We start from the raw sequence: 19,644 nt of genomic DNA, 5'->3' as shown, positions 1-19,644 counted from the left end.
TTCTTGATTGACAGAGTGGGCGATTGCCCATCATTGTCGGCTCGTCCGCACCGGATGGGCCTTCCCTTGCCCCCCCCAGCACCCCCGGGCCCGCCGGCGATCCGCGCCGGTCCCGGTGCGGACACCCCTTTCGGAGGTGTCCTCATGGCCGCGACCATCCTGAACTTTCCCCACGCCGCCCCCAGCGTGGATGACGCCGTCACCGACCTGCTGCTGGCGCTGGACCATGCGCCCTGGGTCGAACCGCGCGTCTGGGTGTCCCGCGACCTGCGGGGTCACACCAGCGTCGGCGTCATCGCCGCCGGGTTCCGGGGCCTGCTCACCCCGCCCCAGGCGCGGCGCGCGGCCCTGTGCCTGCGTCGCGACCCGCCCGGCCCCGGCGCCGCCCTGGACGCCCAACGGCTGGAACAGGCGGCGGATGAAGCCGATCGCGGCGCCGCCGTGTGGCCCGCGCCGCGTCAACACGTCACCGGCCGCAACATCGTCCTGGCCCTGGGCCTGCTTCTGATCGTCGTCCTGATCCTGCGGGCCGCGTCGTGAGCGGCGAACCCGGTTCGCCACTGCTGGCGCCCGCCGATGGCGGTCAGCCCATCGAACGTTTCGCCCATGTGGATGAGCTGGCGGACCGTCTCCACCACCTGCGCCAGGGCCGGGGACTGTCCTGCACCCCGGGCGCCGCCACCCTGGACGGCGGCGACTACTTCCCCGGCGTCCTGGTCTGGGTCGCCCCGACCCGGGGCGCCGATCCGGCCGCCGCCCGCTTCCTCGCCTTCGCCGCCGGCCCTGGGGCCCACGCCCCCGCCGCCCTGCTGGCCGCCCTGGCCCGCACCCGACCCTCGCCATCCCGAAAGGCCGCCTGATGGACCAGACCCCCCACCCCGATAAGGCCTACGCATTCCAGAATGTGTCCGCCCTGGTGGGCGTGGCGCGCGAACCGGGCATCGGCCTGACCGCCCTTGCCGACGTCCTGGGCCGGGACAAGTCGAACCTGGCCGAGACCCTCGGCCGGCTGGCGGACAACGGATTCCTGACCCGCGATCCATGGGCCGTCACCCCTGCCGGCCACGCCATCATCGCGGCGGCCCAGGTGGCCGAAGGCCAGGTCGAGGCCCAGACGGGCGTCCAGGCCGAGGGCCAGATCATCCTGCGGCACGACCAGATCTACGCCGACTCGGACAACGCGCGCCGCGACTGGGACAGTGAGGAAGCCCAGGCCGACCTCCTGGCCCTGGCGGCCGACATAGCCGCCAACGGCCTGCTTCAGAACCTGGTCGTCCGCTTGCTCAATGGCGGCGGCGATCAAGGCCCCTATGTCCTTGTCGGCGGCGAACGCCGCTGGCGCGCCATCGGTGAACTGATCGCGGCGGGTGACTGGCCCGCCGACCGGGCCATCCCCTGCCGCCTGCTGGACGCCGACGAGGTGGGGGTCCGCCTCGCAGCCCTGGCCGAAAACCTCCAGCGCCGGAACCTGAACCCGATCGAGGAAGCCACGGCCTATCGCGGCCTGCGCGACGCCGGCCTGACCACGGACCAGATCGCCGAACGGGTCAGCCTGACCCAGCGCCACGTCCAGATGCGGCTGCAACTGCTGGACTGCCTCAGTGACGCCGATCAGGCCCGCATGACCCTGCCGCGCGACGACCCCAAATTCCTCTCCGTCCGCGACGCCCGCCAGCTGGTCCAGGCCGCCGAGACCAAGCGCAAGGCCCTGGAAAAGGCCATGGCCGAATTCACTCCGCGCCAGCGGCTGATTCTCGCGGAACTGCGCGCGGCGGCGAACGGCGGCGACCTGTATCAACCCATCCAGATCGACGGGGACGCGGCGGCCCAGGACCCGGACGCCCAGGCCCTGGAAAAGGCCGGGGCCATCACCCTGCCCACCACGGTTGACGACCAGGGGCGCGCCACAGCCCGCTGTGAACACCGCGGCTGGGATCTGGCCCAGACCCTGTTCCCTGAAGGCGCCGCCGCCGGGGCGACCGAACTGCGCGACCAGCTGGGCCTGCGCGAACCCGAGGAAGGCCGCTGGTCCATTCCCTGGCTCAACGGCCCCTTCGCCATCTCTCCCGAATTGCAGGCCCGCCTCGACGCCCGCAACGCCGAGCGTGAGGAATCCATGGCCCGCGGCCGCGCCCTGGAGGACGAACGCGACGCCGCCCGCCGGGCCCAGCACGACGCCTGGACCCGGGCGCGCGAACAGGCGGCGGCCGAACGTGCGCTCCAGGCCGAACACCCGACCGTGCGCCCATCCACCGATCGCATCGCGGCCATCGCCGCCCTGGCCGAACACCCCCTGCCGTGGACGCCGACTCCGAACGGCTGGATGGTCGACGCGGACGGTGGCCATATGTTCCGCGTCGCGACCTATGCCGGCGCCGACGATCAGGACCTGGCCCTGGCGGACCTCATCGCCCTGGCGGTCAACGCGGCGGCCGAACAGGCCACCCCGGCCGAACCGCCCCTGCCGGTGGCCGACCGGCCGCTGGACCGCGACGCCTTCCTGGCGGTCATGGCCCAGACCATCGCCGACTATGGCGACGACGACCGGGCCGCCCTGAACGGCGCCGACGCCCCGGCCATCCTGACCGCCCACCTGGCGGACATCGACGCCGACTTCGGCGACCCCGAACACGGATGGACCGCGCGCCACGCGGCCGAGGTCGTCCACGCCTATCCGCCGTCCGATGAAGACGACGACCCGGACGCCGCGTCCGATTCCGACGACGCGGAAGGAGACGACGCCTGATGTCCGGCTACATCGATGTCGCCACAATCGAAACGAAGCGGTGGCCCGCCAGCGTCTTCGTGGCGCACGCCCGCGAAACCATCGGCGCATTCCACATCGGCGGCGCAACACCGCCCTTCGACCTGTGGTCTGTGGCTGTCCATTCCGTCGCGCCCGGCGTCAAAATCCACGGGGTGATCGTCGGCGTCGAAGCTGCGCGAAATGGCTGGCGCTTCCGCTTCCTCAGTTTCGATCGGCGCGGCGAACCGCACGTGCAGGTTCTGCCCGGGTCGCACCTTCAGCGCCCCGACCAGGACGACGCCTGATGCGCCGCCCCTTCATCGAAGCCGCGCCCCTGCTGGCGGCCCACGGCCGTCGCTTTCTCCCGCTCACCTTCCGGAAAGGCCCCGTCATGGCCGATGACGTGCGTTTCGCCCTGATCCCGCGCCTGTGTCCCGCGACCCAGCGCCTGGACCCGGCCGTCAAACCCCTGATCTTCGCCGACGCGGACCAGCTGGCCCGCGCCATCCAGCGACGGCGCGACCTGCGCGCCATCGACATGGTCGACGTCGAGGACATTCAACTGCCCGACCGCGCCGGCCCCACCCGCGCGGTCGAGGTCTGGGCCCTGGACGCCGGCAACGATCGCGACGGCCTCATCGGCTACGCCTATCTGGACGGCCGAGGCCAGGACGCCCTGCGCGCCGCCCTGGCCCGCAACCCCGCCGTCCCCACCCCGGCCGAAAGGGCGGCGTAATGAACCCGGTTCGCCCCGACGCTGCGCGCGCACCGAATCTGGCCCAGCAGATCGACCAGCGCCACAGCCACATCCGCACCCTGGATCGGCTGGGCCGCCTGTCTCCCATGGAGCGCTGGGCTTTCGACCTCGCTCCGCTGCCGGCCGCCACCGACACCAACGGAGAGGGCCACCCCCATGACTGAAGCCCCTGAAGCCCCCGCCGTGAGCGGCGATCTGTCCGAACTGCGCGCGCTGGCTCAGGGGGCGACGCCGGGGCCTTGGGAGGCGCATCGCTACGACGAAGGCGACTGCTGGCACATCAAATACAATGATCGCGGAAACTGGTTGGCTGAGGTTTACACCGACGATCCCGGCGATGGTAACGACGCCGCCTTCATCGCCGCTGCCAACCCCGCCCGTATCATCTCCCTCCTAGACGCCCTCCAGGCCCAAACGGAGAGGGCCGACAAGGCGGTGGGGGCGAGCCGCTTAGACGGCGCAGTGATCGAGGCTGCGATTGAGTTCGCATGGCCTGACATCATGGCCGGAGGGTCATGCGGGTTCGACGCTTTGGATGAAGCGGTCTCGGCCTTTCAACTGGCGACCGGCGCCGCTTCCGAGGCGGGAGAGCAAGCCGAGGCCATCGCCCGCGCCGCCCTAACCACGACAGGGGAGGAAGGGGCGTGAGGGAGGAAATCGCCAGACAGGCCCTCGAAACGTGGGGGCATTCCGCTCAAATCGACATGGTGATCGAGGAGTGCTCCGAACTGATCCTCGCCCTTCAGCACTGGAAGCGCGGTCGCGTCCGGTCTGACGCCGTGGCGAGTGAGGTCGCCGACGTGTCAATCATGCTCTCACAGGCGCGGATCATTTTCGGCTCCGAAGATGTGGACCGGGCGAGAGATCAGAAGATCGCCCGCCTAGTCGGACGCCTAGATGCGGCGGCTCTGAAATCAAAGGAACACCCCCATGACCACTAACCCCACCCGCCCGGCGGAGACCGTCGTCGTGCCGAGGGAGGCCATCGCGCGGATCATCGACCCCGATGCCTGGCACTTCTACGACCGGCACATCAATACGCCGTCGATGGGCGCGGAGTGTAGGTTTGAGGTCAGGGTCTCGCTCGACAGAGCCGACGCCATCCTCGCCCTGGCCGACCGCGCCCTCGCCACCCGCGAGGACGCGCAGCCGGTGGCGTGGCGCTGGCGCTGGAGGTCAGTTGGCCATGGTGTTCCCAACGACTGGCGTTACGGCGCGCCTTCGCATCCAAATCAAGAGGTCCAACCCCTCTACACACACCCCTCTCCCGACGCGCTGCGGGTCGCGAGGGAGGCGCTGGCCAGCGCCGTGTGGGCGCTGGGCTCGTTCGGTCAACTGGCGGCTGATGAGCCCGGCGGCAACACCGAGGGCCTAAACGATGAGGTCGTGGTCAGGATGCGCTTTCCTGACCCCGAATACGATGGCGAGGAAACCGCCCTTGGCGATCTATTCATTCGCGCCTTCCGGAAAGCCCGAGACGCTGAGGCCACCTGCCGCGCCGCCCTGACCGCCCTTTCAGCCTCGGAAGCGGAGGGCTGAGGGATGGCGTATCTCACCACATGCGACGGCGGCTGCGGGGCCATCAGCCCCGATCCGAAAACCCGGCTGCACGTCGCGAACAGGTGGTTCGTAGTGAGGGCCGGTTACCGGCATGAGGGTTTTGCTCGCCAGGACGAACGCGACGACAAGCTGTTCTGCAAGGCCTGCGCCCAGCGCGTCATTGCGGCCCTCCAACCCGAGGGAGGGCGGTAGGATGGGTGTTCAGTGGATCAGAAGCGAAATCCAGTGTGACGACTGCGGCTCACGGTTCCAGGTGGAACACGATGCCGCCTATCGACCGCCCGCCGGTTGGGCGCTGTGGGACGTATCGGAGGACGCCGTGCGAGGCGGCTACGTGCACGGCCTGTCCATATTTGACGGCTCGTGCAGCGTCCAGGACGGCCGGATGCTTTGCATCCCGTGCACCAGAGCGGCGGACGCCACCTCCTCAGATACGGAGGGCGGAGCATGACTCAGAACCTCGAACCCCAACCGCTATCTGACGACTGGGACGACGACCACGGCGTCATCTGCCCCCACTGCATGGGCGACGGATCCGTGGACTGCAACTGCGGCGGCGACCTGTGCGTCTGTGAAAACTACGGTGAACGCGACTGCCCTCTCTGTTTTGGCGGGGGCGCGGTGACCGAGGCCCGCGAGCAGCAGTACCTCGAAAGCCGTCGGCAGGCGGCCGAGGCGATGAAGCGGGTGTGGGGCGCCGGCCATGACTGACGCCCCGCCGACGGCCGCCGCCCGCCTGTCGTCAATGGCCGAGCTGATAGAACAAGGCTACGATCCCACCCCGGCCTTCATGCAGGCCTATGGCCCCGCGCCGGATCAATCCTGGAACGACAAGCTGCTTCGGTTCGCCGAGGACCTCAAAGCTGCCGGGATGCTGGCGGGGACAGACGCTATCGAAAGCGCGGTGAATGCCGCCCTGGACCGTGCGGCTGAGGCCGTCGCGGACCACCAGCGCGAGGGCCGGGAATGGGTCAAGGACTCGCTCTGGGACGACATCACGCGACAGGCCGCCGGGCGCATCCGCGCGCTCAAGCTCCCCGCCCCGCCCGCTGACGGAGGGGCGTGATGCTCCCCATCCGCATCGCCGGCGCGACCCGCAACCTGGGCGCACCCGCCGACTGGGACCCGGACACCTCCGGCCCCTGTTTGCACCTGCCGATCCGCGACGAGGTGGTCGAGGGGCTCCCCTACATGACCAGCCGCTGGGAACCCACGCCCGACGAACTGGCCGCGCTGATCGCCGGACGGCCGGTCGAACTTCGCATCATCGGCACGACCCATCCGGTCGTCAGCCTGATCGTGGCGGGCGACTGACCCATGTCCCGTGCCACCGGCCCCACCCGCGCGGCTCAACAGCGCTCGATCGAGGCCCTCAAGGCCGCCGGGTGCGAAATCGCACGCGTCGTGGTGCGCGCCGGCGGGGACGTGGTGATCTTGACGACCGCCGACGCCGAGGCCCAGGAAGTCCAGGCCGGTTCGGCGCTGGATCAATGGCGGGAGAAGAGGCATGGCCCGCGTGCGGCTCAAGGGACTTAACCAGGTCTCCAAACGCTTGGCGGACGGCCGCCGCGTCACCTATTGGTACGCCTGGAAAGGCGGCCCCCGTCTCCCCGGCGCGCCCGGTTCGCCCGCGTTCATGGCCGCCTACAATGATGCTGTGGGCCAGCGTCGCGCGCCGTCCACCGACGACCTGGCCGCCCTGGTCGCCCTCTATCGATCCTCACCTGAGTTTCAGGGCCTGGGCGCATCCACCCGCGCCGAATGGAATCGATGGCTGGACCGCATCGCCGATCGCGACGGCGACGAACTCGCCATCGGCGGACTGCCCTACCCGGCCCTGGATGATCGCCGGGTCCGCGCCGATATCCTGGCCTGGCGCGACCAGTGGGCCGACCGGCCCCGCTCGGCCGACTACGCCATCCAGGTGCTGGGCCGCGTGCTGGCCTGGGGTCTGGACCGGGGCCTGCTGGCCCTCAACGCCGCCGCCGGCATCGGCCAACTGTACACCAGCAACCGCGCCGATCAGGTCTGGACGGCGAACGAGATCGCCCGCGTCACCGCCGCCGCCAAATCACCCGAGGTGGGCTACATCATTCGGCTGGCCTGTCTCACCGGCCTGCGCCGCGACGACCTGGCGGGCCTGATGTGGTCGCACGTGGGCCAGCTGGCCATCGTCAAACCGACGGGCAAGAGCCGTGGCCGCAAGGTGGCCACTATCCCGCTGCTGGACGAAACCTTGGCCCTCCTGGACGAGATCCGCGCCCAGCAGGTCAAACGCCACGCCGAACTGTGCGCCGTCGCCGCGCGCAAGAATCGGCCCGCGCCGCCTGCGCCGCTCACGGTCCTGACGAACACGCGCGGCCGGCCCTGGACCGTCAACGGGCTGGAGCATCAGATCATTGACGCCAAGGCCGCCGCGTCGCCGCCGGTCAGCAAACACCTGCACGATGCGCGCGGCACGTTCGCCACCTACCTGCGCCAAGGCGGGCTCACGGCCCCCGAAATCGCCGACGTGCTGGGCTGGGAGGAAAAGCGGGTTGAACGCCTGCTGGCCACCTACGTCGATCGCGACTCGATCGTGATGGACCTGGCCCAGCGGCTTCGCCGGAACAAATCCGGGACACAAACTCCCAACTGACGCCCAACTACGTCTCGCGACCGCCCTCCGGGGAGCCCTAAGCGCTTGAAATCATTGGAGCGGGTGGGGGGAATCGAACCCCCGACATTCAGCTTGGGAAGCTGGAACCATCTTATTAATATCAACGGCCTACTGCCCAACCGTGGACGATCCGCTTCATTCCGCATCAATAGGTTATGGCGGTTTTCCCAACTGCGCGCGGGAGAACAGAGTTAGAACATTCCGCTTGCTCGCGAACCGGGTTCGCGCCTAGATCGCCACCGGATCGGCCATCTCAGCGTGCGAGAGAATGTCCCTCTACTGCCTCCCCAGCAGCCAGCCGAAAACCGCCCGGACGGCCTACCGGCTCAGGGCGCACCTGATGATCCAGTGCCTCTCGGCCCACTGCGCGCACCAGACCCAGATCGGCCCTAAAGAACTGATCGACCTGGGGCACGGCGACGTGCACCTGGATTACGCGGCCCGGCGGATGAAATGCACCCGGTGCGGGCACCTGGGGGCCAAGGTCGAGATCCACGTCTGAGGCCGCTACTGGCGCACCCTGATCCCGGCCGGATCATCCCACCACTCCAGCCCCTGGGCGGCGTAATAGGCGGTCAGGCGGCCCCAGGTTTTGTCGGTCACCCGCTCGCCAGATTCCGCCAGCTTGAGCGTGCGGGGGCTGACCCCGGCGGCGTCGGCCACCTGGGTCTGGTCCAGGGCCAGCCAGGCGCGCATGGCGCGGAGGATCGGGGCGCGGTCAATGGTCATGCCCCGACCATAGCCATAAAATAGTATCCCGCAAGTGCATTTTCTTGTTGCGTGGCCGGATAGCCGTGCTATGTATGGGTCATCGGATCACACCGATGCGGGCGCCTCGCCAGACAGGGGCAGGAGAGACGAAATGATCGAACTGATCGGCAGCGAAAAACAAATCGCCTGGGCCTCCGAGATCCGCCAGCAGATGCAGCCCATCGTCGCGGACATGCTGCGCATCGCAAACCGCGCCGAGGCTCAAGGCCTGGCCTATCTGGCGGAAACGATCATCGAATGCCACGCGCTGCTGACCACGACCGCTTCGGCTAGCGAGTGGATCGACCTGCGGATGCTCCCGGCCACCACCGGGTTCAGCGTGAAGGCCGAGCCCAAAGAGGACCAGACCTCCGCCGTGATGGATTTGGTGAGCAAATACTGCGGCGCGGACCTGCGCGGCCGCGAGGGGTTCCGCCTCCGCGCCGATATCGAAAACTACCGCTCCTGGGACGACGAAGACGAGGCCTGATCGTGAGCGGCGCTGGCCTCACCCGCGATCCGCCCCCGCCCGTCCGCGCCGGTCGCGGCGGGGATGGGCCTCTACCGACCCCGATCCGCATCGGCCTCCACGCCGACGCCCGCGACTACCGCGACGGCGTTTGGTTCGACGTCACGTCCGCAGAGGATTTTCGGCACAAGCTGGGCCTCGCCTGGCAGGTCTGGCGCGAGCGTTATCACAGCCCGCCGATCAAACCGCCCCGGAAACGCGACACCCCGGCCCTGGACTACACCCGCCAGGGCGACCCGCACCCATACCGGGTCCGCGACCTGCGGCGCGCCGACCCGGGCGACGGTAGAATCTACGTCGAGGTGATGATCATCTGCCTGGACCCGCGCGTGATCGCACGACACAGGTTGTGGTGGAAACCTGACTATGCGCGCTACGGCGTCAGTAAAAGCGGCGCCTACCTGTTTCTCAATATTGAAGAAGGTGCGGCCGCGTCGTCTGAAATGTGGACGCGGGTGCGCAGGGCGAACGAGATCGCACTACAGTGGGGTCTGTTTTTCGCCGGCCTGCGCCTGGCGATCGGCGAAATGCTGGAGCCGGACGGCGACGGACCCTACCTGCCCCCGGCCCCGCACCTCCCCAGCTCGGACGAGATCCACAACACGCCACGCCATTTCGGCCGCGACTACAGTTGGCCCGGCTGGAACATGGCGCTCGCGCGGACTGATCTGATCTGGTGGCCGGTCTGGTCCACGCCGCCGCAGCCGGGACCCGGCCACCCCAACCACCAGCCCTCGCCCGAACGAAATCCGCGCGCGCGCAGACAGCGGCGGCCTGCGCCGATCGATCCGATCTCGATCCCGGCCCCACCCGGCGTAGCTGTTTCGGTCAGCGGGGATGGGGTTTTCCTGACCTATCCGTTCGATGCGGCGCTGAATGCCGCAGTCAAATCGGCGGGCGGCCGCTGGAGCGCCGATGGGCGCGCCTGGTACGTCGGCCGTAAAAACCTGCCCCGCCTGCGCGCCGTATTCGAGAGCCTGAAATCGTGACCTACCTCCACCACGTCACCGTCGATACCGGCCACGTCCGCCACGCGCACCTGACCGACGTCCCCGCCCCGGTGCGCGACGCGCTGACGCCCGTGATCCGCGCCGCGATCGAGGGCGGCCGCCACCCGATCCCAGGGCTGGAACGGTTCGCCGTGTCGATCGACGCCGGCGGCCGCGCGTCCATGACGGCCACCCTCTGGCGCGGCGACCAGGCCCTGGTGACGTTCGCGGTTTGCCGGAAAAGCCGGGCCGGCCCCGGCGCCTGGCGCGCCATCGTGCCCGACGACCTACGCGGCGTTCTGAACGCCACGCCGCCGCCGGCCCCGTGGCTGGCGGTGCGGTTCGAGCCCGGCCTGGCCCTCCTGCCGCCCGACGACGTGATGCTGATGGCCAACGTGGAACTGGCGGTGGCCGTCGCCTGGCTCGGCCTGCGCGACGACGCCTGAACGCAAAGGCCCCGGCGATCGCCGGGGCCTGCTATTCATCCCCGCGTGGGCGGGGAACGGCAGTCACTCACCAACTACAAGACGGTTCATTCCCGCGAAGCAGGAATCGTATTTCAAATCTCACGCCAAACAGGATCCGTCAACGCCCCCCTTATAGTGGTTACCAGGAGACCCCGTTGTAGTGGTTACCAGGGCCGCCACCACGGCCGCTGAACCTCCCGCACCGCCGCCGCGTCCCGCGCCTCGCACGCGGTGACGATGGCCAGCGCATCCGACGTCCGGCCGTTGGCGCGGTCCAGCTGGCCCACCGCCTGGTCGGCATAGGCGATCCAGTCGCCGGCCGTGTCCCCCGCCGGCAGGGCCGGGGCCGGAACCCCGACCCGCCAGCTATCGGGGACGAGGCTGGAACAGTTCGCGGCAGGCAGGATCGCCACGGGTCGCGTCGCGCAGGCAGAGAGCGCGACGACCGGCGTCAGTGACAGCAGGATCAAGGCGCTGATCGGCGCCCGGCGCGGATTGGATCGCATCGGTGTTCCTCCGGTTCAGATTGTCGATGGCCGCGTCGCGGGCCTCGGCGCCGTCGCGGATCAGGCCGGCGTCGCGCGCCGCCTGGGTGCGGGCCTCGGTCAGGCCGGCGGCGATCTCGGCCGCCTGATGCGCCCGCTGTGCGTCCCGCCGCGCATCGCGCGCGCAGGTGGCCAACAGGGCGATGATGCAGACGACGGCCAGCACGACGGCCCAGCCGGTCGGGCTCAGCAGGCGACGAATCCGGTTCGCAAGGTCCAGGGCGCCGGTCATCGGGCCAGCTCATAGTGAGGGCCGTCCAGGAAGGCCGACTTTCCGACCCGGCGTCGCGCGGCGGCATAGGCCTCCACCGCCGCGCGCATCGCGCCGGGCGTGCCCGGTTTGATGGCTGACAACGGCCCCCAGGTCCCGCCCCAGCGGATCGGCACATCCAACTCGGCCGAGGCGTGCCAGACGGCCGCCGCGATGGGATAGATCGCATCCCACTCCCACCGCATCTTGCCGTTGACGAACGGCACCAGGTCGACCGCGTGGCCGAACCCATCCGACTGGGGCCGGTGTTTGGAGTTCAGGGTCTTCGACGCCCCCGACGCCACCAGCCGCTTTTGCTCCTCCAGGGTCCGCAATCCGTCGTGGACGCTGAAATCCTGGGTGGTGATCTGGATGGCCCGCTCCGTCACCCGCACAAGGTCGGGGTGCACGCCCTTCAGTTCGGCGCGCGATCGCGCGCCCAGGACAAAGGTCATGGGTCGTCTCCTTGGGTTGTGTTGATTTCCGGGATCGCGTCCGGCGTCGGCTAGGGCGCGGAGCGCCGCCGCACCCGCGCCACCCAGCCGCGCCAGTCGATCCGCACCCGGCCGTCCTGCGCCCCGTCCAGGGCGTCTGCCGTCCGCCAGATCGCCCGGCCATGGGTGGCCAACAGGCTGGCCAGAATCCCGGTGACGAACAGCAGGTCGCCCGCGCCGGGCGGATGGCCCAGGAACCGCGCCGGGCCGGCCCACACCAGGCCGGCCGTCATCGCGCACAGGCCGACCCTCTGGCTGGCGCTCAACCGCTCGCCCCAGCCCATCATCAACACCACCACCACGGCCGCGATCAGGGCTGCGACCAGGCCCGACAGGACGGCGATCATCGGCCCGCTCCGTCCGGGTCGCGCGCGCCGCCGGTGATGATGACGCCGCCGATCTGCACCCGCACCAGGGACAGCGGGTCCTTGCTGTATTTGGCCAGGGCCTGCATCAGGCCCGACAGGATGGTCATGCCGAAGGCGCCGCAGCCAAAGCCGATCACCGGCGCCAGGGAGGCCGGCGCATCACCCCAGGGCCAAACGGCCGTGATGATGTCCACCACGAAGGGCGCGACGAACAGGGCCATGAGCAGGCCCGCCCCGGCGCTGAGCACCTTGCCCCGAATGGTCAGGCGCTCGCCAAACGCCATGGACAACATGGCGCCGCCCATCACGGGCGCATAGGGCGCCAGGTGACGGACAGCCTCGGCCAGCCCGCCGGTCGGCGTGGGTGTGTCGGCCATGCGGCCCTCCCTTCAGATGATGATGACGCGCACGGCGTGCGCGAACCCGGTTCGCGTCAGGCGGGCCAGCCGGCCGTGATGTCGATGGCCAGGACAGCCGCACCGTCCTCGGCCGCCAGGATCGCGGCCGTCAGGGCCTGCTTGCGGTCGAACAGGGCCTGGATATACGCGCGGATGGCCACGCCGTAGGCGATCAAGTCGGTCAGGTCCCAGGACCGAAACGCAGACGGCGATAGCTGCCAGGTCGTCGGGCCATCAGGCGGGACGATTTGGGCCGCCACCACCGCGCCCGTGACCGCCGTCACGGCCGTGTCGGCATAGGCGTCAGGCTCTCCGTCGTAGGGCATCGACTGGGCCTTCATCCACCTCAGGTCAGCGACGGCCGCCAACCGCTCGGCCTTCAGGTCGCTCAGCGTCCGTCCATTGGGCTCCAGCGTCCATTGCTGGACGCCATCGACCGGCGCGATCTCCACCGCTCGCTCATCCCAGGCGACGGGCGGTGGAGGGGATTCGGCGTAGTAGGCGAACCCGTGCGGCTCCAGGTCCGCCGCCGCCAGGTCACGCGGCAGGCTCAGATAGGGCAGGCTGGCCCGGACCTGAGCATCCGTCAGGCCGAAGGCGTTTGTTTCGAGGTTCTGAAAAGGCATGTCACGCGCCTCCGATTGCGGTGAGGTAGGTCGTCAAGGCGTCGTTCAGTGTGGTCAGCTCGCCCGCGCTCAGGTTCGCGCCGATCGAGGCGAACGCCTGATTGTTGTTGGACCCCGCATAGGCGGTTGCAACGTAGAGCGGGATCGTGGCGCCGGGCGTCACGTTGGCCGTGCTGGCCCCGCCGCCATAGTTGGTGGCCCCCCGAAACAGGGAGATGACATTGGCCGCGATTCCGCGCGTCGCGGTGATCAGGTGGCGGCCGGCGAACGCGGAGACCTGGGACACGACCGATGTGGTGGTGACGCCGGCATAGGTGGTGTTGCTACCGCTGGTGGCCAGGAAGGCGACGTTGGCGGCGGGCGGGCCGCCCTGCCGCCAGCCGCCGATATGCGCGGTCGGTAAGACCGAGCCGGACAACGGGCCATAGAAGGCCAGGTGGCCATCGTCCTCCTGATAGTGGGTCAGCGGCAGGCTGGCGAGATACAGCCCCGCCACGTCGTAAGAGCCGCCGAAGAAGTTCCCGCTCCATCCTCGATCCGCCGTGAAGTCTGGAGACACGTAGTAGCCCTCGTATTCCTCGTACGGCGGGACATAGATTTCCTCGACCGTCAGGACGTGGCTGGGATTAACGAGGCACACCCGCGACGCCAACGACGTGCCAGCCGCCAGCAGCCACATGCCATCGCATTTGGCCCTGATCGCTTTGGTGGCGGCGAAGAAGTCGCGCACCAGCCCTTGCCGGGTTGGGTCTGTGATCCCGGCTGCGGCGATATAGGCTTCAGCCGCCGGATCGCCGAGCATGAGCGCGCTGTTCAGTCGTGCGGCCCCCAGCATCAGGCGTACATGGCCCCGGCGGCGGCATAGGCCCACGCCGATCCCGTCCACCACGCCGACAGGGTGACGATCAGCAGCCCGGCCTCGACGGTCGGCGGCGAGCCCCCGGCCCACACCACGCCCGAGGGCCAGGTGATGACAGGCGAGCCGGTGATCTCCAGGCGCAGCAAGCCCGTGACCGTCTGCCCGGCCGTGGGCGAGCCGGGAAGCCCAGTGAAACTGATCGTCGTCGCGGCGCTGATCTCCCCCTCGAAGATCGAACCCTCGGCGATATTGCATTCGCCGTCGTCGTAGCTGCCAGCCATCTCCGAGAAGCCGACCATGTGCAGCGGCTCGGTCAGCGTCCCGCCCTGGAACGGCGTAACCGCTAGGTTAACAGGGAGCCAGTCGTCCACGTCGGTCGGATCGCCCGACCCACCCAGAAGGTAGACCGCACCGTCCTCATCCGCGCGGATCGCGAAATCGCCGGTCTGCGCCTCCAGGGCCAGCATGGCGGTTTCGTCGGCGACCTCGAACGCATCCACCAGTGCGCGCGACGGGATTTGCGAGACCGGGATTTTGCCGCTGACCAGATCAGCCTTGGTGGCCAGCAGGGGGTCAACGTAGGCCTTGGCGTTCTGGCGCACGCGCTCCGATGACCAGACACGCAAGGTGGGCGCGACGCCTGCTTCCGCCTCTGCCTGTCCGATGGTGTTGAGGTTGCCCGTGCCCCATAGCAGATAGTCGTTGGCGCCGATTCGATAACGGAACCCGACGGCGGTGTCATCCCTCCACAATGAGCCAGCCGTACGCCCTGCCGGCGTCGTCCCCGCATTCGGGAGGTCCACCCGGCCATCCGGCTCAAACAGGGCTGAGCGACGCGACGGCAATACTGCGGCGGTCTCAGAGCCAGACCCCATGGCTGGGACTTGGGTCAGACCCCACGGACCCAGCCAGATGTCACTACCACCACCCGAGTAGGTGACCTGCGCCTCAGTGACCGCGACGTGGGTGTAACTCCAGGCATCGCCTACATCGCCGATCCAGATGACGCCCTTGTTGCCGTCATACCCGGCCCGAACGCTGTAGAGCTTGGAACCGCCGGTCTGGATAGACCTGACCATGGACCAGACACCCGGCAGGGCGTTGTTGTAAATATACCCGTAGAACAGCAGCTCGATAGGTCCGGTTGTGCTGGAGTAATCACCGATCATGACCCGGCACGAGAACATGGTGTTCCGGCTTAGCGTATTGAACGAGCCCTCGGGGAGTTCGATCCGGAAGAAGCCAGGTTGCGGTCCACCCCCTATGCTCAACTGCACAGGCCACGGGATATATCGCGCGGACGTGGTGCTGGCCCCACGGTGCAGATCGCGACGCGGGTAGCGAATATCGGTGTCATAGCGCGTCGGGATATCCGCAGAACTCGCCACACCCAGCGCCCGCCCGGCCGTCAGGACGTTGCTGTTCGCGTCGCCCCACAGCGGCACGCGCCCCGCGCCGTGCGTCCCGGGGCCGATGACATCGCCCGAGCCGGCGCCGGCCGGACCCTGGTCGCCGGTATCGCCCTTGTCGCCCTTGTCGCCCTTGTCTCCTTTCGGGCCAGTCGAGCCCTGGGGGCCTTCCGGTCCTTCCGGCCCCACCTCGCCTTGCGGACCTTCCGGCCCTTCAGGGCCAGTCTCTCCTTGAGGGCCCTCCGGGCCGGAATCGCCCTGGTCGCCCTTGTCGCCCTTGTCACCCTTGGGGCCGGGCGGCCCCTGAAGCGGCACACCCTCGCCCCAGCCCTCGGGCGCCTCGGCCTTCGGTCCGTACCAGACCCGGTTCGTCTTATCCCAGGCCACGGCGCCGACCGCGCCGATCACATTGCTGGGCGGGCCATCCGTGGGGATAAAGCCGGTGACGTTGCCGACCAGGCGCGTAGCCTCGCGGAACATCTCGGCCCAATCGCCCTCGGCCACCGCCGACAGCACCGGGGCCATTTCGTCGGCCATCTCAGCGTTGTCGATCGACTCCGCGATGCGGCGAGCGATGATGTCCGCGAGGGTCGCCGACAGGGTTTCGATAGCCATGGTCAGATGTCCCCTTGAGTCAGGCCCAGGTGGCGTCGGGGGCGTACAGCCCCCTTGCCCGTGCGTTGTTGATGGTGGCCGCCGTCGTGGATGCGCCGTCGCGGGCCAGTTGCAGGATCAGCTGGCGCGGGCCGGTCACACCGAAGGACACACGCTGCGGCGGCACGGCCTGGACCTGGACGCCCTCGATCCCGACCGCCTGGCCGCTGGCGATCACCTCGTTGGTGTCCAGGACCAGCCGCCAGTTGACGGCCGGCAGGGTGAAGGGATCGACGGCTGTCAGGGTGGCGTCCCATGACGCCTCGACCATGCCGATCCCGTTGCGGATGTGGAACTGCGCCGTGGTCCCCACCGTCTGCCAGTCCGTCCCCAGGACCACGGCCCCAGAGACGCCGGTGCTAAAAGGGCCGGCTAGCCCAAGACCGTTGAACTGGCCTCCTCCGGGCACCCCAGGCCCCAGGGCGATCACGCCGTTTTCCGCCGTCTCTGACCCGTCCGCCACCGACGACGGGCCGGACCAGAACCGGATGCCCCCGGCCGCCTTCAGCACGGTCTTCTGGCCGTCGCCATGGATTTTGAAGGTCTTGGTGGCGGCGCTGTAGTTGATGCCGCCGCCCGACCCCGACGTGACGTTGAAGTAGTCCGCCAGGAAGTCGATGGCCCCGCTGACGCCGTTGATCCGCATCGCCGTGAGCCGGCCGTTGATGTCGGTCGTCAGGGCTGCATAGGCCTCACCCCCTTGGGCCGTGGACAGCGCCAGCGATGCGGTGGCCGTGGTGGTCCCCAGGGTCGTTTGCGTGGCCAGCAGGGCCGACGAGGTGGCGTAGTTTCCGGCGACCCAGCCCTGTAGCGACAGGGCCGATGCCGCCACCGCGTCCTCGCGCGCCGCCACCGTATCCAGGCCGATGATGGCGTTCGCCGCCGCATCCGTGGCGTAGGATTCCCACTGCCCCTTGGAGACCGACAGCGCGTCCTCGAACTGCGCGCCGGTGACCAGATCCGCGACGGCCGCCGCGATCTCACCTGTCGCCCAGGACTGGATACCTGACGCCGACAGAGAGATGGCGTCGCCCATCGCCGTATAGGTCGCGTAGGCGATCGCCGCGTCCGACCTCAGGTCGTCGGTATAGACCTTGGCCGCGATCAGGGCCTGGGCCGTGGCCTCGCTGTTGTCCTCGTCCGCCGCGATCAGGCGGGTGTTCATCGCCACCAGGGTCTGGTTCGTGCCACCCGGCCCGACGCCTTGCGCCACCGTCTCCTCGCGGATCAGCCCCGTTCGTTCCACCGGGTCGATCTCGAAGGCGATGCCCAGGCGATCCAGCACATCGACCACTTCCCGCCCGCGCTGAAAGTCCTCGCGCAGCAGTGCGTTCGCCGCGTCGATCGCCTGCTGCAACGACCGCTTGGCCGTGTCCTGCAACTCGGCCCAGATGGGATGTTCGGGCGCCAGGTCCGAGGCGATCAGTTGACCCGCTCGATACGGCCCCTTGATGGATCGTGGCGAGACCCCGTCGCTCTCCGACCGATAGGACAACGCCACCCAGTACAGTGCGTCCGGGTCCAGGCCGGATATCGTGATCACCCCGTCCTGCACAGTGACGCTCTGGACCAGGGTCCATGGGCCATCGGCGGACGGTCCAACCTCCACGATCAAGTCCTGCGCCCGCGCATTGTCGATCTCGATCACGATGTCGAAGATCGGCAGGCCCCCGGCCTCGGTCGGGGGGCGGATCACCACCTCCCAGGCGTCCGGATCGGGCGCCAGCAGGTCCGGCCGCGCCGCCAGCGCCGGGGTCGGCGGCGGATGCGGCGTCTGGCCCAGGGCCCACGCCACCTTGCCCGGCGTCTCGGAGACAAACGTCACCCACACCGTGTCCGAACCCGGATCGTATTCGCGCTGGAGACACAGCATCTCCATGCCGTCCAGCAGCAGTTCGGGCTCAACGACCGCGAACACCTCGCCCGGCTGAATGTCCCGGCAATGGGGTTTCAGGGGCCACCGGCCGGCGATGCCCTCACGGCTGTTCGCCAGGTCCAGGGCCGCCAGTTCAGCCGCCTGTTTGGCGCTGGGCGCATAGGGGTAATCGCGTGCGTCCGACCGCACCCGGCCTCGGTCCTCGGCCACATACTCCGGCGCGCTGACCGGGTCCGCCGGCACGATCTGCCACTCGTGCGCTTCGGACAGATACCGGGGCGTCAGGGTGTTCAGCCGGCTCAGGACGTTGGCGGCCGTGTCCAGTTCGATAGGCCCGGCCGTGTCGGCGGCCGAGATAGTCATCACCGGGGCCTTGGCCACGCCACGCGTCACGCACGACACCAGACCCGCCCGCCGGCTGATCACCGCCCCGCCGGCTTGCAGGAAGGCCGCGCGGACCTCGCTCTTGGGTTCGTCCGAGCGGGGATAGGCCGCCACGGTCCAGGCGTTGGCGTCGGCCACGTTGGCCGCCTGGGTGTAGGCGGCCCAGTCAACTCCCTCGGGCCGCACCCCCAGGCCGCCGACCACCTTGCCGTTTTCCCGCAGGCCCAGGCACCAGTTCAGGTCGGCGATGATGGGATTGGTGATGACGGGCCAGGTCGAGCGGTCGCCCCACCGCACCGGGCCCAGGCCGCCCGGCATGGTGCTGTCCAGCCGGTGATCATAGCCCCGGATGCCCTGCATCACGGTGACCGGCGGCGGCTCGCCCTGCGAAAAAGTGCTGAACTTGGAGTCCATCCGCAGCGTCCACAGGAACGCCGCCTTGCCCGACAAGGCGTAGGCCGGACCCCAGCCCGGCAAGGTGTGGCCGCTGATCGCGGCGGGCGACGATAGGGCGGTCTCGGGCTGCTGCCCCAGGCGCCGCTGCATCCACATCTCACCGGCCCAGCGACCCGTGGCCGCTTCGCCCGCGAACGTCACCGGCTCCCGGTCGGCCGTGAACCCCAGGAACCCGCCGATCGGACCCGCGCCCGACAGGATGGTGACGACGCCCTTGTACTCGTTATCCTTCCCGAACGTGTTTTTGTAGACGATGTTGCCGCCGGCCCCGATGCGCGGCCCGATGGCGAACGGGATGCCGGCGTTCGGATCGGCCACCCATTCGCCCGGCGCCCGTCCGCCCACGTTGGGCTTCATCAGGGCCCCGGCCACGGCCGTCAGGGCCATGGACCCGCCGACCGTCACGCCCACATAGGTGGCGATCTGCGCGGCCGTGGCCGACCCGGCCGCGACGGCCTTGAACGATCCGGCCACATAGGCGGCGCTGGCCTTGGCGACGGCCCAGGCGGCGGCGGCGAACTCAGCCACGGGCGACCCTCCAAGCCGTAAATCCATCCAGCGACAGGTCCGGGGTCCCGACGCCGCACACCCCGTCCGGCCCGAAGGCCAGGGTCCGCACGGCCCCGTGGGTGTGCACGACGCTCAGGCTGAACCGGAACGGCCCGCGCTCGCGTCCCGGCCCGGCCAGGATGTCACCGGGCCAGGTCATGGCCGGCGCGACGCGAACCAGGTTCGTCGCATCCATGGCCTCGACCAGATCCGCGAACCCGGCCTCGGCCATCGCGCGCAGGCACAACTCATGCACCAGCGCGTCGTCGAGGATGCGGTCGCTGGTCGCCCCGGTGAGCGCCGACACCGGGTTCATCGT

The 19,644-nt window shown here is 69.2% G+C and carries 29 protein-coding genes; 18 read left to right on the top strand and 11 right to left on the bottom strand.

Going from position 1 to position 19,644, the window contains the following annotated elements; all coding sequences use genetic code 11:
* Positions 1-144: 144 nt before the first annotated feature.
* From Q0581_RS07965 to Q0581_RS07895, 15 genes are all read left to right on the top strand, one after another.
* Positions 145-540 carry a hypothetical protein gene (locus tag Q0581_RS07965; protein WP_298699213.1) on the top strand — a complete coding sequence of 132 codons (396 nt, stop codon included), beginning with the start codon at positions 145-147 and terminating at the stop codon, positions 538-540.
* Positions 537-860: a hypothetical protein gene (locus Q0581_RS07960; RefSeq protein ID WP_298699211.1), complete on the top strand. Its 324-nt coding sequence runs from the start codon at positions 537-539 to the stop codon at positions 858-860. Before Q0581_RS07965 ends, Q0581_RS07960 begins: the two co-directional genes overlap by 4 nt.
* Entirely contained in the window at positions 860-2,746 is a 1,887-nt protein-coding gene (locus tag Q0581_RS07955; RefSeq protein ID WP_298699210.1) for a ParB N-terminal domain-containing protein, read from the top strand. Before Q0581_RS07960 ends, Q0581_RS07955 begins: the two co-directional genes overlap by 1 nt.
* Complete coding sequence (locus tag Q0581_RS07950) at positions 2,746-3,051, top strand: hypothetical protein (protein ID WP_298699208.1); 306 nt, start codon at positions 2,746-2,748, stop codon at positions 3,049-3,051. The genes Q0581_RS07955 and Q0581_RS07950 overlap by 1 nt, the downstream gene beginning before the upstream one ends.
* A complete protein-coding gene (locus Q0581_RS07945; protein WP_298699207.1) occupies positions 3,051-3,482 on the top strand; it encodes a hypothetical protein in 432 nt (143 codons plus the stop codon). Before Q0581_RS07950 ends, Q0581_RS07945 begins: the two co-directional genes overlap by 1 nt.
* Positions 3,482-3,667: a hypothetical protein gene (locus tag Q0581_RS07940; protein ID WP_298699205.1), complete on the top strand. Its 186-nt coding sequence runs from the start codon at positions 3,482-3,484 to the stop codon at positions 3,665-3,667. The genes Q0581_RS07945 and Q0581_RS07940 overlap by 1 nt, the downstream gene beginning before the upstream one ends.
* Before the next feature lie 19 nt (positions 3,668-3,686).
* On the top strand, positions 3,687-4,151 hold the full coding sequence (locus Q0581_RS07935) for an ead/Ea22-like family protein (RefSeq protein ID WP_298699203.1): 465 nt from the start codon (positions 3,687-3,689) through the stop codon (positions 4,149-4,151).
* Complete coding sequence (locus Q0581_RS07930; protein WP_298699201.1) at positions 4,148-4,444, top strand: hypothetical protein; 297 nt, start codon at positions 4,148-4,150, stop codon at positions 4,442-4,444. The genes Q0581_RS07935 and Q0581_RS07930 overlap by 4 nt, the downstream gene beginning before the upstream one ends.
* The gene (locus Q0581_RS07925; RefSeq protein ID WP_298699199.1) at positions 4,434-5,042 is read left to right on the top strand and encodes a hypothetical protein; all 609 of its coding nucleotides are present in this window, start codon (positions 4,434-4,436) and stop codon (positions 5,040-5,042) included. Before Q0581_RS07930 ends, Q0581_RS07925 begins: the two co-directional genes overlap by 11 nt.
* Before the next feature lie 468 nt (positions 5,043-5,510).
* Positions 5,511-5,774, top strand: coding sequence for a hypothetical protein (locus tag Q0581_RS07920; protein WP_298699198.1), 264 nt, complete (start codon positions 5,511-5,513; stop codon positions 5,772-5,774).
* Positions 5,767-6,129, top strand: coding sequence for a hypothetical protein (locus Q0581_RS07915; protein WP_298699196.1), 363 nt, complete (start codon positions 5,767-5,769; stop codon positions 6,127-6,129). Before Q0581_RS07920 ends, Q0581_RS07915 begins: the two co-directional genes overlap by 8 nt.
* Positions 6,129-6,377, top strand: coding sequence for a hypothetical protein (locus tag Q0581_RS07910; RefSeq protein WP_298699194.1), 249 nt, complete (start codon positions 6,129-6,131; stop codon positions 6,375-6,377). Before Q0581_RS07915 ends, Q0581_RS07910 begins: the two co-directional genes overlap by 1 nt.
* A gap of 3 nt (positions 6,378-6,380) precedes the next feature.
* Positions 6,381-6,599, top strand: a complete 219-nt coding sequence (locus Q0581_RS07905; RefSeq protein WP_298699192.1) for a hypothetical protein — start codon at positions 6,381-6,383, stop codon at positions 6,597-6,599.
* Positions 6,571-7,701 carry a site-specific integrase gene (locus Q0581_RS07900; protein WP_298699190.1) on the top strand — a complete coding sequence of 377 codons (1,131 nt, stop codon included), beginning with the start codon at positions 6,571-6,573 and terminating at the stop codon, positions 7,699-7,701. The genes Q0581_RS07905 and Q0581_RS07900 overlap by 29 nt, the downstream gene beginning before the upstream one ends.
* Positions 7,702-8,062: 361 nt before the next feature.
* On the top strand, positions 8,063-8,224 hold the full coding sequence (locus tag Q0581_RS07895) for a hypothetical protein (RefSeq protein ID WP_298699187.1): 162 nt from the start codon (positions 8,063-8,065) through the stop codon (positions 8,222-8,224).
* Between the two features lie 5 nt (positions 8,225-8,229).
* On the opposite strand, the gene Q0581_RS07890 is transcribed toward Q0581_RS07895, so the two are convergent.
* Positions 8,230-8,451 (bottom strand): helix-turn-helix transcriptional regulator, encoded by a 222-nt coding sequence (locus tag Q0581_RS07890; RefSeq protein WP_298699186.1) that lies wholly within the window; start codon positions 8,449-8,451, stop codon positions 8,230-8,232.
* Between the two features lie 133 nt (positions 8,452-8,584).
* Here Q0581_RS07890 and Q0581_RS07885 point away from each other — a divergent pair, with 133 nt between their 5' ends.
* The 3 genes from Q0581_RS07885 to Q0581_RS07875 are packed head-to-tail and all read left to right on the top strand — an operon-like array spanning position 8,585 to position 10,436.
* Positions 8,585-8,962, top strand: coding sequence for a hypothetical protein (locus Q0581_RS07885; protein ID WP_298699184.1), 378 nt, complete (start codon positions 8,585-8,587; stop codon positions 8,960-8,962).
* 2 nt (positions 8,963-8,964) lie between these two features.
* The gene (locus tag Q0581_RS07880; protein ID WP_298699182.1) at positions 8,965-9,990 is read left to right on the top strand and encodes a hypothetical protein; all 1,026 of its coding nucleotides are present in this window, start codon (positions 8,965-8,967) and stop codon (positions 9,988-9,990) included.
* Positions 9,987-10,436: a hypothetical protein gene (locus Q0581_RS07875; protein ID WP_298699180.1), complete on the top strand. Its 450-nt coding sequence runs from the start codon at positions 9,987-9,989 to the stop codon at positions 10,434-10,436. The genes Q0581_RS07880 and Q0581_RS07875 overlap by 4 nt, the downstream gene beginning before the upstream one ends.
* A 185-nt stretch (positions 10,437-10,621) precedes the next feature.
* Here the strand turns inward: Q0581_RS07875 and Q0581_RS07870 are convergent, their stop codons facing one another.
* The 10 genes from Q0581_RS07870 to Q0581_RS07825 form a co-directional block, all read right to left on the bottom strand.
* A complete protein-coding gene (locus Q0581_RS07870) occupies positions 10,622-10,870 on the bottom strand; it encodes a hypothetical protein (protein WP_298699179.1) in 249 nt (82 codons plus the stop codon).
* Positions 10,824-11,234, bottom strand: coding sequence for a hypothetical protein (locus Q0581_RS07865; RefSeq protein ID WP_298699177.1), 411 nt, complete (start codon positions 11,232-11,234; stop codon positions 10,824-10,826). Before Q0581_RS07865 ends, Q0581_RS07870 begins: the two co-directional genes overlap by 47 nt.
* On the bottom strand, positions 11,231-11,707 hold the full coding sequence (locus tag Q0581_RS07860; RefSeq protein ID WP_298699176.1) for a M15 family metallopeptidase: 477 nt from the start codon (positions 11,705-11,707) through the stop codon (positions 11,231-11,233). The genes Q0581_RS07865 and Q0581_RS07860 overlap by 4 nt, the downstream gene beginning before the upstream one ends.
* 50 nt (positions 11,708-11,757) lie before the next feature.
* A complete protein-coding gene (locus Q0581_RS07855) occupies positions 11,758-12,093 on the bottom strand; it encodes a hypothetical protein (protein ID WP_298699174.1) in 336 nt (111 codons plus the stop codon).
* The gene (locus Q0581_RS07850; protein ID WP_298699172.1) at positions 12,090-12,491 is read right to left on the bottom strand and encodes a hypothetical protein; all 402 of its coding nucleotides are present in this window, start codon (positions 12,489-12,491) and stop codon (positions 12,090-12,092) included. The genes Q0581_RS07855 and Q0581_RS07850 overlap by 4 nt, the downstream gene beginning before the upstream one ends.
* Positions 12,492-12,547: 56 nt before the next feature.
* The gene (locus Q0581_RS07845) at positions 12,548-13,138 is read right to left on the bottom strand and encodes a DUF4376 domain-containing protein (RefSeq protein ID WP_298699170.1); all 591 of its coding nucleotides are present in this window, start codon (positions 13,136-13,138) and stop codon (positions 12,548-12,550) included.
* A 1-nt stretch (position 13,139) separates the two neighbouring features.
* Entirely contained in the window at positions 13,140-13,973 is an 834-nt protein-coding gene (locus Q0581_RS07840) for a hypothetical protein (protein WP_298699168.1), read from the bottom strand.
* Complete coding sequence (locus Q0581_RS07835) at positions 13,973-16,021, bottom strand: hypothetical protein (RefSeq protein WP_298699166.1); 2,049 nt, start codon at positions 16,019-16,021, stop codon at positions 13,973-13,975. The genes Q0581_RS07840 and Q0581_RS07835 overlap by 1 nt, the downstream gene beginning before the upstream one ends.
* A gap of 19 nt (positions 16,022-16,040) precedes the next feature.
* Positions 16,041-19,304, bottom strand: coding sequence for a hypothetical protein (locus tag Q0581_RS07830; protein ID WP_298699164.1), 3,264 nt, complete (start codon positions 19,302-19,304; stop codon positions 16,041-16,043).
* Positions 19,297-19,644 (bottom strand): hypothetical protein (locus Q0581_RS07825; RefSeq protein ID WP_298699163.1); only part of this gene is annotated, 348 nt, incomplete at its 5' end. The genes Q0581_RS07825 and Q0581_RS07830, both read right to left, overlap by 8 nt.

This window comes from uncultured Brevundimonas sp. (genome assembly GCF_937863155.1).
In the GTDB taxonomy this organism is placed as follows: domain Bacteria; phylum Pseudomonadota; class Alphaproteobacteria; order Caulobacterales; family Caulobacteraceae; genus Brevundimonas.
Note: the sequence above shows the minus strand (reverse complement) of the source record. Positions and strands in the feature narration are given on the sequence as shown.

Bases quoted from the DNA above. Each gene is read 5' to 3' on its own strand.
- Q0581_RS07965 (WP_298699213.1), top strand. From the start codon at position 145: ATGGCCGCGACCATCCTGAACTTTCCCCACGCCGCCCCCAGCGTGGAT.
- Q0581_RS07955 (WP_298699210.1), top strand. From the start codon at position 860: ATGGACCAGACCCCCCACCCCGATAAGGCCTACGCATTCCAGAATGTG.
- Q0581_RS07950 (WP_298699208.1), top strand. From the start codon at position 2,746: ATGTCCGGCTACATCGATGTCGCCACAATCGAAACGAAGCGGTGGCCC.
- Q0581_RS07945 (WP_298699207.1), top strand. From the start codon at position 3,051: ATGCGCCGCCCCTTCATCGAAGCCGCGCCCCTGCTGGCGGCCCACGGC.
- Q0581_RS07940 (WP_298699205.1), top strand. From the start codon at position 3,482: ATGAACCCGGTTCGCCCCGACGCTGCGCGCGCACCGAATCTGGCCCAG.
- Q0581_RS07925 (WP_298699199.1), top strand. From the start codon at position 4,434: ATGACCACTAACCCCACCCGCCCGGCGGAGACCGTCGTCGTGCCGAGG.
- Q0581_RS07920 (WP_298699198.1), top strand. From the start codon at position 5,511: ATGACTCAGAACCTCGAACCCCAACCGCTATCTGACGACTGGGACGAC.
- Q0581_RS07915 (WP_298699196.1), top strand. From the start codon at position 5,767: ATGACTGACGCCCCGCCGACGGCCGCCGCCCGCCTGTCGTCAATGGCC.
- Q0581_RS07910 (WP_298699194.1), top strand. From the start codon at position 6,129: ATGCTCCCCATCCGCATCGCCGGCGCGACCCGCAACCTGGGCGCACCC.
- Q0581_RS07905 (WP_298699192.1), top strand. From the start codon at position 6,381: ATGTCCCGTGCCACCGGCCCCACCCGCGCGGCTCAACAGCGCTCGATC.
- Q0581_RS07900 (WP_298699190.1), top strand. From the start codon at position 6,571: ATGGCCCGCGTGCGGCTCAAGGGACTTAACCAGGTCTCCAAACGCTTG.
- Q0581_RS07895 (WP_298699187.1), top strand. From the start codon at position 8,063: ATGATCCAGTGCCTCTCGGCCCACTGCGCGCACCAGACCCAGATCGGC.
- Q0581_RS07890 (WP_298699186.1), bottom strand. From the start codon at position 8,451: ATGACCATTGACCGCGCCCCGATCCTCCGCGCCATGCGCGCCTGGCTG.
- Q0581_RS07885 (WP_298699184.1), top strand. From the start codon at position 8,585: ATGATCGAACTGATCGGCAGCGAAAAACAAATCGCCTGGGCCTCCGAG.
- Q0581_RS07865 (WP_298699177.1), bottom strand. From the start codon at position 11,234: ATGACCGGCGCCCTGGACCTTGCGAACCGGATTCGTCGCCTGCTGAGC.
- Q0581_RS07860 (WP_298699176.1), bottom strand. From the start codon at position 11,707: ATGACCTTTGTCCTGGGCGCGCGATCGCGCGCCGAACTGAAGGGCGTG.
- Q0581_RS07855 (WP_298699174.1), bottom strand. From the start codon at position 12,093: ATGATCGCCGTCCTGTCGGGCCTGGTCGCAGCCCTGATCGCGGCCGTG.
- Q0581_RS07850 (WP_298699172.1), bottom strand. From the start codon at position 12,491: ATGGCCGACACACCCACGCCGACCGGCGGGCTGGCCGAGGCTGTCCGT.
- Q0581_RS07845 (WP_298699170.1), bottom strand. From the start codon at position 13,138: ATGCCTTTTCAGAACCTCGAAACAAACGCCTTCGGCCTGACGGATGCT.
- Q0581_RS07840 (WP_298699168.1), bottom strand. From the start codon at position 13,973: ATGCTGGGGGCCGCACGACTGAACAGCGCGCTCATGCTCGGCGATCCG.
- Q0581_RS07835 (WP_298699166.1), bottom strand. From the start codon at position 16,021: ATGGCTATCGAAACCCTGTCGGCGACCCTCGCGGACATCATCGCTCGC.